At 64.1% G+C, this 8,225-nt stretch carries 11 protein-coding genes; 8 read left to right on the plus strand and 3 right to left on the minus strand.

What is annotated here, in order from left to right:
- The 5 genes from EOA27_RS12280 to rpsP all read left to right on the plus strand — a co-directional run.
- A partial coding sequence (locus EOA27_RS12280; RefSeq protein WP_127256287.1) for a DUF1236 domain-containing protein occupies positions 1-123 on the plus strand: 123 nt, incomplete at its 5' end.
- A gap of 404 nt (positions 124-527) precedes the next feature.
- Positions 528-1,478 carry a type II CAAX endopeptidase family protein gene (locus EOA27_RS12285; RefSeq protein ID WP_126080413.1) on the plus strand — a complete coding sequence of 317 codons (951 nt, stop codon included), beginning with the start codon at positions 528-530 and terminating at the stop codon, positions 1,476-1,478.
- Between the two features lie 670 nt (positions 1,479-2,148).
- On the plus strand, positions 2,149-3,738 hold the full coding sequence (gene ffh, locus EOA27_RS12290; protein WP_126080412.1) for a signal recognition particle protein: 1,590 nt from the start codon (positions 2,149-2,151) through the stop codon (positions 3,736-3,738).
- 7 nt (positions 3,739-3,745) lie between these two features.
- Positions 3,746-4,072 carry a chorismate mutase gene (locus EOA27_RS12295; RefSeq protein ID WP_073989908.1) on the plus strand — a complete coding sequence of 109 codons (327 nt, stop codon included), beginning with the start codon at positions 3,746-3,748 and terminating at the stop codon, positions 4,070-4,072.
- A 113-nt stretch (positions 4,073-4,185) separates the two neighbouring features.
- Positions 4,186-4,587: a 30S ribosomal protein S16 gene (gene rpsP, locus EOA27_RS12300; protein WP_126063613.1), complete on the plus strand. Its 402-nt coding sequence runs from the start codon at positions 4,186-4,188 to the stop codon at positions 4,585-4,587.
- 80 nt (positions 4,588-4,667) lie between these two features.
- On the opposite strand, the gene EOA27_RS12305 is transcribed toward rpsP, so the two are convergent.
- From EOA27_RS12305 to EOA27_RS12315, 3 genes are all read right to left on the minus strand, one after another.
- On the minus strand, positions 4,668-4,931 hold the full coding sequence (locus EOA27_RS12305) for a YMGG-like glycine zipper-containing protein (protein ID WP_126080411.1): 264 nt from the start codon (positions 4,929-4,931) through the stop codon (positions 4,668-4,670).
- Positions 4,932-5,169: 238 nt separating this feature from the next.
- On the minus strand, positions 5,170-5,580 hold the full coding sequence (locus EOA27_RS12310; RefSeq protein WP_126080410.1) for a DoxX family protein: 411 nt from the start codon (positions 5,578-5,580) through the stop codon (positions 5,170-5,172).
- A gap of 324 nt (positions 5,581-5,904) precedes the next feature.
- Positions 5,905-6,810, minus strand: coding sequence for a bestrophin family ion channel (locus tag EOA27_RS12315; RefSeq protein ID WP_126080409.1), 906 nt, complete (start codon positions 6,808-6,810; stop codon positions 5,905-5,907).
- Positions 6,811-6,966: 156 nt separating this feature from the next.
- Between EOA27_RS12315 and EOA27_RS12320 the strand changes: the two genes are divergently transcribed.
- The 3 genes from EOA27_RS12320 to EOA27_RS12330 all read left to right on the plus strand — a co-directional run.
- Positions 6,967-7,374: an ACT domain-containing protein gene (locus tag EOA27_RS12320; protein WP_126080408.1), complete on the plus strand. Its 408-nt coding sequence runs from the start codon at positions 6,967-6,969 to the stop codon at positions 7,372-7,374.
- Between the two features lie 208 nt (positions 7,375-7,582).
- Positions 7,583-7,852 carry a type II toxin-antitoxin system prevent-host-death family antitoxin gene (locus EOA27_RS12325; protein ID WP_112128743.1) on the plus strand — a complete coding sequence of 90 codons (270 nt, stop codon included), beginning with the start codon at positions 7,583-7,585 and terminating at the stop codon, positions 7,850-7,852.
- Positions 7,849-8,225: hypothetical protein (locus EOA27_RS12330; protein WP_245491075.1), on the plus strand; the 377-nt coding region annotated here is incomplete at its 3' end. The genes EOA27_RS12325 and EOA27_RS12330, both read left to right, overlap by 4 nt.

The following is an 8,225-nucleotide window of genomic DNA, read 5'->3' on the forward strand; positions in this document are numbered from 1 at the left end:
ACGCTGCCCGACACGGTCGAGCTGCGCGAGATCCCCGATTACCGGTATCGCTACGTTTATGTGAACAACCAGCCGGCGCTGGTCGATCCGGGCACGAGGCGTATCGTCTATGTGATGCGCTGATCGCCGGACAGTGATGGGCAACAGCGGCCGCCAGCGATGGCGGCCGCTGTTTGTGCCGGCAGCGGTTGTCGCATCGCGACATAGGTTCGGTATTGGCCGAAGCGCCCAAACTTCGTCATCCACGGGCTGAGCGACGCGAAGCGGCGCGCAGACCCGAGGATCCATTCCGTGACCTCGCGCGAAGAATGAAGACGGTGCAGAAGAGAGGCTGTTCTGCACCGCAACATCGCTCAGATGTAACGGCATGGATCGCGACAGGCAGGCGTCCAGCTCGTCTTCGACCGTGACATCCCCGCCGTGGTGCTTGAAGCGACCCATTCAACCCGGAAAACTGATGGCGTAATCGCACGGTAACCACTGATCGCCATACATCATGCGACCGAAGCCTTCGGCAGGGGAGCCGCGTGACCATCGAGAATGCCGCCTTCGAGGGCTATCGCCGCTCGCCGAACGAAAAGACCACTTTGCTGCGCCTGTTCTTCGGGTCGCCGATCATCATCGCCTTCTGGATGGCGATGACGGCTCTGGTGCTCTTTGCCGGCACCTATATCTACATCGTCTGGCGCCTGCCCGGACCCTCGACCGGGCGGTACATGCAGGATTTCTTGGCCTCGCCCGTCGGCATCTTGAGCGCCCTGACCTCTTTTGCCGGCATCTGGATCGGCTTGTGGGTGGCGATGCGCTTCGTTCACGGCGAGCCGCTGTCCGCGCTGTTCGGCGCCAGCCGCCGCATCGCCGGCGGCGATTTCCTCAAGGGGCTGGTCGCAGTGCTGATCACCTCGCTCTTCTCCGAAGTGCTGCTCTATTGGCTGCAGCCGGAAATCACGCGCGGACCGATCGCCTTTTCGTCCTGGCTGCTCTTCCTGATCCCGATCGTGCTGCTGGCCTTCCTGCAGACCTCGTCGGAGGAAATGCTGTTTCGCGGCTACCTGGTGCGCGGCCTCGCCTATCGCTTCCGGAGCCCGTGGATCTGGGCGCTGCTGCCGGGCCTGCTGTTCACCTCGCTGCACTGGAACTCGGCCTCGACTTTTGCCATCAATGCCTGCGTCCTGGTCTCGATCGGCGCCTTCGCCCTGCTGCTCACGCTGCTTGTCTATGTCACCGGCAATCTCGGCGCTGGTTTCGGTGCCCATCTCGGCAACAACCTCACCGGCTTCCTGCTGATCTCGCACCAGGAGGGCTATAATGGCTTCGCCCTGCTCAACGCCAAGCCGCTCGAAGGCCCCGGCTGGACGAACTGGGACGCCGTGCTGATCGCCGCGATCGGTATCGTCAGCACGCTTTTGACGATGCTTTTGCTTGTGCACCGGCGCTCGCCGCTGCGGGTCGGGGCGAACAGGGAAAGCCTCGGTTGAGCGATCCCAAATCGCGGCGTTTTGGCCTAGTGGCACTGCACAGGGATTTTGACCGATCGGCTCTGTTTCTGTCGGCAGGTGGCATGCTTGGACATTGGCCGAAACGCCCATCGCGATCGTCATTCCAGGGCGGAGCAGGAGCGAAGCTCCGTCGCGAAGACCCTGGAATCCATGCCGTTACCTTCGCCAAGGCGTGCAACGGAGCAGAATTCTGCACCGCGGCTGCGCTTCCAAGTCACGGAATGGATTCTATGGTCTGCGCCGCGTCGCTTCGCTCCTTGCTCCGCCATAGAATGACGAGGTTGGGGCGGCTTCAGCCAATCTCCGGCGTTTGCGCTGATTTCACTGAAATGAACGGAAGATCTTGCACCAAGACAAACGGCAACCTTTCAAAATCCCTGTGCAGTGCCACTAGGTTTAGGCCCAACACTTGACTCCGCGGCCGATTTCCTGTCTAGAGCCGCTGAATTTCCGCGACGAGTTTCTTTCGCGAAAGCCGACCAGGACGCCGAAGCCTCTTTGAGGCAAGAGCTGTAAAGAGATCCTGGAGGCCAACACCCGGCAGCGCGATGCGCCCCCGGGTGCTTTTTGGCTTTGCGCTTTTGCTTGGCGACCCGGCGCGAACGCACTACCTCTCGGGCATCCACAGTGCCAGGGAAAAGGGAAAAGAATGTTTGAATCACTCCAGGAACGCCTTGGTTCGATCCTGAACGGCCTGACCGGTCGCGGCGCGCTGTCCGAGGCGGATGTCTCGGCGGCGCTGCGCGAGGTGCGCCGTGCGCTGCTCGAGGCCGACGTCGCGCTGGAAGTGGTTCGCTCCTTCACCGACAAGGTGCGCGAGAAGGCGGTCGGCGCCGCGGTGCTGAAGTCGATCAAGCCCGGACAGATGGTCGTCAAGATCGTCCATGACGAGCTGGTCGAGATGCTGGGCGCCGAAGGCGTCGCCATCGACCTCAACGCGCCGGCGCCCGTCGTCGTCATGATGGTCGGCCTGCAGGGCTCCGGCAAGACGACGACCTCGGCCAAGATCGCCAAGCGGCTGACCGAGCGCCAGAACAAGAAAGTCCTGATGGCCTCGCTCGACACGCGGCGGCCCGCAGCGCAAGAGCAGCTGCGCCAGCTCGGCGAGCAGACCAAGGTCGCGACGCTGCCGATCATCGCCGGCCAGAGCCCGGTCGACATCGCCAAGCGCGCCGTGCAGGCGGCCAAGCTCGGCGGCCATGACGTGGTCATCCTCGACACCGCCGGCCGCACCCATATCGACGAGCCGCTGATGGTCGAGATGGCCGACATCAAGAAGGTGTCGAGCCCGCACGAGATCCTGCTGGTCGCCGATTCGCTGACCGGCCAGGACGCCGTCAACCTGGCGAAGAGCTTCGACGAGCGCGTCGGCATCACCGGCCTGGTGTTGACCCGCATGGACGGCGACGGCCGCGGCGGCGCCGCGCTCTCGATGCGCGCCGTCACCGGCAAGCCGATCAAGCTCATCGGCACCGGCGAAAAGATGGACGGGCTGGAGGAATTCCATCCCAAGCGCATCGCCGACCGCATCCTCGGCATGGGCGACATCGTCTCGCTCGTCGAGAAGGCTGCCGAGACCATCGACGCCGAGCAGGCGGCGGCGATGGCCAAGAAGATGCAGTCGGGCAAGTTCGACCTGAACGACCTCGCCCAGCAGCTTCAGCAGATGTCGAAGATGGGCGGGATGGGCGGCATCATGGGCATGATGCCAGGCATGGGCAAGATGAAGGACCAGCTCGCCGCCGCCGGCCTCGACGACAAGATGTTCGGCCGCCAGCTCGCCATCATCTCCTCGATGACCAAGGCCGAGCGCGCCAACCCCGATATCCTCAAGCACTCGCGCAAGAAGCGCATCGCCGCCGGCTCCGGCACCGACGCGGCCGAGATCAACAAGCTCTTGAAAATGCATCGCGGCATGGCCGACATGATGAAGGCGATGGGCGGCAAGGGCAAAGGCGGCGGCCTGATGCGCGGCATGATGGGTGGCCTTGCCTCGAAGATGGGGCTTGGCGGCATGATGCCTGGCGGCGGCATGCCCGACCTCTCCAAGATGGACCCGAAGCAGCTGGAGGCTTTGCAGAAGCAGGCGCAGGCCGCCGGCCTCGGCAAGGGCCTGCCGGGCGGCTTGCCCGGTGGACTTCCCGGTGGCGGACTGCCGGGCCTGCCAGGCGGCATGAAGCTTCCGGGTCTCCCCGGCCTGGGCGGTGGCGGGCTCCCTGGCCTCGGTAAGAAGAAGTGAGGAGGCGATGAACGAGGAGAAAGACATGGCCGACGCACGCGCCATCCTGGCCGGCTACCGAGCCTCGATCGACAACATCGACGCCGCCCTCATCCATATGCTGGCCGAACGCTTCCGCTGCACCAAGGCGGTCGGCGTTCTGAAGGCCGAGCATGGCCTGCCGCCGGCCGACCCGGCGCGCGAGCAGCAGCAGATCGCCCGCCTTCGTCAGCTGGCGAAGGATGCTAATCTCGACCCGGATTTCGCGGAGAAGTTCCTGAACTTCGTCGTCCGTGAAGTGATCCGCCACCACGAACAGATCGCCGCTTCCAACGGCGCTGCCAAAGCCGGCTAACCAGTGAATGCCGCCCAAAAGTGCTTAGCGGTTTTGGGATAACGGCATGCACAAACAAAAAGACACTGCCGCAAACCACATCAAACGAAATCAGAGCTTTTAGGAGATAAAGAATGGCACTGAAGATCAGACTGGCCCGTGCGGGCTCGAAGAAGCGTCCTTACTACCACGTCGTCGTTGCCGACGCCCGCTCGCCGCGCGACGGCCGTTTCATCGAGTCGCTGGGTTCCTGGAACCCGCTGCTGCCGAAGGACGGCGAGCGCGTCAAGGTCGACGCCGACCGCGTCAAGCACTGGCTGTCGCACGGCGCCCAGCCGACCGACCGCGTGCTGCGCTTCCTTGACGAAGCCGGCCTTGCCAAGCGCGAAGCCCGCTCGAACCCGAACAAGGCGCTGCCCGGCAAAAAGGCGCAGGAGCGTTCCGCCCTGCTGAAGAAGGCTCAGGAAGATGCGGCCGCTGCCGCCGCCGCGGCGACCGCCGCGCCCGCCGAGGCTGAAGCCGCCACCGCCGAGTAATCACGGCGCCGTTGAAAGGCAAACGCTCCAAGAAAACGGCGGACTCATGCCCGCCGTTTTCCTTTGGTCCGCCTGACGCCTCAATAGCCGGACGGGCAGCGCGCCACATAGACGCGCCCGTAGCGGTCGCGGTAGCGGCACTGGCCGGCCTCGCTGGCGTGGCCGATCAATGCGCCGGCGACGGCGCCGACGGCACCGCCCACAACCGCGCCTTCGACCGGATCGCCGGCCACCGCGGCACCGACCGCCGCGCCGCCCAGGCCGCCGATCGCCGCGCCCTTTTCCGTCTGCGAGCAGGCGCCCAAGGCCATCGTCAGAACCAGAATGGTAATTGCTTTCTTCATTGCTGTTCCTCTCTCAAGCGCCGTCCTCGCCGCCATGCCCTAAACTCACGAACAGCTAAATTGATCCCGGCGATGGTGAAGATTGGCCGGCTACGTGCCGGCCGCGTCAACAGGACCAAGTGCTAACCTGTTGAAATCTCGTGGCCTTAACCGCTCGGCAGGGCGTCTCGGATTGTCGAGCCCGGCCTCGAAATCCTTACCGATGAGGTTATGAGAATGAGCATCGCTTTTGCCCCGGTTATCGCCTGGACGGGATCAGCGCCCGCACTCTTGCGTCGCGCAGATAGAGCCCGCCCCACAGGATAACGCCGAGATAGACCCCGAACAGCGTGTGCGAGAAGAGCGGGTTGCCGATTCGCACATGCGTCGAAATCGCGCCGCCCATATAGGCGGTGAGCAGGATCGCACCGAGCACCGAGGTGCGCGGCAAGGCATAGAGCGCGGTCGAGATCAGCCCGATGACCCCGATCAGCCGTGCGATGTTCGGATCGGCCGGCCAGCCGAGCCCGTTCATCGTCTGCGTGACGATATCGAGCGGCGGCAGCTTGATGACGCCGTCGAAGATCATGAACAGGACGACCACGGCGCTGAGCGCGCGCCCGGCCCACACAGCGCCTTGCGAGGCAGGCGCGGCTTCGGAGATGCTCATGGATGTTCCCTCCTGGGTGCGAATACCGGCTGCTTGCCGGGTTCGATTCAAGGACGGACCATGATGTGGCGATCCTACAAGGGCCGGTTCTTTTGGACGTCGGAGCAACCACACCTTCGTCATCCTAGGGCGAAGCAGGAGCGTAGCTCCGTCGCGGAGCGCGCGGCAGAACAAAATTCTGGACCGCCGGCAACGCCTTGAAGCCACGGCATGGATTCTAGGGTCTGCGCCGCGTCGCTTCGCTCCTTGCTCCGCCCTAGAATGACGAAGAAAGCACAGCGCTTTCGACCATTTCCGAGGGCAGAGTCCTCGTGGGTCGACCTCCTACGAGAAATAGAACTTGTCGGCCGCGATCATCTTCGGCGGTGTCTCGTCCAGCGCCTCGAACACGGAAATCTCACAAACGCGGCAGAGGCCGTCCAGCGCCAAGTCGTTCGCCTCGATGCCGAACGGATCCTCGAGCTCTTCCGACAGCGCATCGAGGCCGAAGAAGGTGTAGGCGATCAGCGCCGTGAACAGCGGCGTCGCCCAGCCCGTGGCCGAGACCAGCCCGAACGGCAGAAGCAGGCAGACGACATAGGCCGTGCGATGCAGCAGAAGCGTGTATGCAAAGGGCAGGGGCGTGCCGGCGATGCGCTCGCAGCCGGCCTGGATGGCGGCGATCGCGGCCAGCCTTTCATCGAGGATGCGGAAGCCGATCGGGTCGAGCGCGCCGGCCTCGCGTCGCGCATTGGCGCGCCGGCCCATGCGGCGGACCATGTCTTCGGCAGGGTTGGCGCGGGCGGCGGCCTTGTCGACCTCGTCGCCGATGAAGGCGCGCGCGTCCTCTATGCTGTCGATCCGGCGCAATTGCCCGCGCAGCAGATGGCAGAAGGCAAGCGCCTCCATCAGCAGCGCGCGCTGCTCGGCGCGGTCGCCGATCAGGCTGGTGGTGGCGCGCGCCAAGTTGCGGATCTCGAAGACCAGCCCGCCCCAGAGCTTACGCGCCTCCCACCAGCGGTCATAGGCGGCGTTGTTGCGGAACGACAGATAGATCGACAGCGTCACTCCGACGAGCCCGAAAGGCGCGATGCTGAAGGCGCTGAGATCGAGCTGGAAGTGCCGTGCCACGAGCAGGATGACCGCCGAGTAGATGGCGAAGCCGAAAATCTGCGGCAGGATGCGCGGCACCACCGAGCCGCGCATGATGAAGAACAATTGCAGGAATGTCGGGCGCGGGCGGACGATCATCGGATGAACCTTTGCAAGCCGTTATGTCTCTACGGCGATAACGAACCCGCGGCTCAGCCGCCAGCGACATCGCCATGTCGTCCAGGCTCAGGACCGTTGACGTTTCGAGCGGGACTGTCGAGAACGTCGCAGAGCGCCAGACGAAGGAATGGAAAGATGAACGGCGAGACGGACCTGCAGAAGCTGCTGGCATCGATGACGCCGCGGCTTTACTCGGATATCTATGTATTCGCCACGTTGGCACCTGGCATGCCGGTTGCGGCGGGGCTCGAGCCCGTCATGCAATTTCGCGAGCGCGAGGGCACGACGATGATCCTGGCCGAAAGCCAGGCAAAGGCGGCCGGCCTTGCCGGAACGTTCCGTTGCCGGATGATCACGCTCGACATCCACTCCTCGCTCCAAGCCGTCGGCTTCCTCGCCGCGATCACCGCGAAGCTGGCGGCCGCCGACATGGGCGTCAATCCGGTCTCGGCCTTCTATCACGATCATCTGTTCGTGCCGGCGGATCGGGCGGAGGAAGCGCTGGCGATATTGGGGCAGCTTGCGGCGGAGAGCGGTGCCTGAGCCACGAGAAGATCGAAGAGCCGGCGCTATCTCATCCACCCTCCCACTCCCCAGGGAAAGGAGCCTAGGTGCGGAAAGCTCACCCCGGCGACTGGCTTGCTCTATCTGGACGTCGATCCTGAAGCCGGCGATGGGGCATTTTTCATCGCTTTGCACAAATGCTGCCAATGCTGTATATGGCGACAATCAGCAATGATAGGAGGTCGCTATGCCCCGTTCAGGTGGTTCCTATTCCACGAGCGAGCTTTCCCGGAAGTCCGGCGACATTATCGCCGAGGCCCTGCGCCGTCCGGTGACGATTACCCAGCGCAACAAACCCCGTCTCGTGCTTCTCAACATCGAGGATTACGCGCGGCTGGTGCGCCAGTCAGATAGCCGCTCTGCCGGTACAATCGAGACCATGTCTGACAGCCTCTTCGCCGATTTCGAGAGCGCGGTCGAAGCCTATGCGCAGGAGGATGAAACGGGGCGGACATGAGCTACGACGACATCCGCACGGCAACGGTCATCCGTTACCCTTACCTCTGGGCGCGCGAAGCCCGCGCCGGCGAGACGGAGGGCCGCAAGGAACGGCCCGTCGCCGTCGGCGTGCGGGTTGTACGAGCGGATGGCGATCTTGTCCTGTTCTTCCCGATCACCACCAAGGAGCCGGAGAAAGCTCGGTTCGCGGTTGAGATCCCCGCCATCGAGAGGCGCCGCGCGGGACTCGACGCCGATCGGCGGCTCGGGTTCGAGATAGAAGGACTTGCCGACGAGATCGGAGTTGAACTCGTCGAGGATGATCCACAACCGCCGATCGGCGTCGAGTCCCGCGCGGCGCCTCTCGATGGCGGGGATCTCAACCGCGAACC

Source organism: Mesorhizobium sp. M2A.F.Ca.ET.037.01.1.1 (assembly GCF_003998075.1).
Taxonomy (GTDB): domain Bacteria; phylum Pseudomonadota; class Alphaproteobacteria; order Rhizobiales; family Rhizobiaceae; genus Mesorhizobium.

Coding starts and splice junctions, on each gene's coding strand:
- ffh (WP_126080412.1), top strand. CDS start 2,149: ATGTTTGAATCACTCCAGGAACGCCTTGGTTCGATCCTGAACGGCCTG.
- EOA27_RS12325 (WP_112128743.1), top strand. CDS start 7,583: ATGCCCCGTTCAGGTGGTTCCTATTCCACGAGCGAGCTTTCCCGGAAG.
- EOA27_RS12310 (WP_126080410.1), bottom strand. CDS start 5,580: ATGAGCATCTCCGAAGCCGCGCCTGCCTCGCAAGGCGCTGTGTGGGCC.
- rpsP (WP_126063613.1), top strand. CDS start 4,186: ATGGCACTGAAGATCAGACTGGCCCGTGCGGGCTCGAAGAAGCGTCCT.
- EOA27_RS12320 (WP_126080408.1), top strand. CDS start 6,967: ATGAACGGCGAGACGGACCTGCAGAAGCTGCTGGCATCGATGACGCCG.
- EOA27_RS12305 (WP_126080411.1), bottom strand. CDS start 4,931: ATGAAGAAAGCAATTACCATTCTGGTTCTGACGATGGCCTTGGGCGCC.
- EOA27_RS12295 (WP_073989908.1), top strand. CDS start 3,746: ATGAACGAGGAGAAAGACATGGCCGACGCACGCGCCATCCTGGCCGGC.
- EOA27_RS12315 (WP_126080409.1), bottom strand. CDS start 6,810: ATGATCGTCCGCCCGCGCCCGACATTCCTGCAATTGTTCTTCATCATG.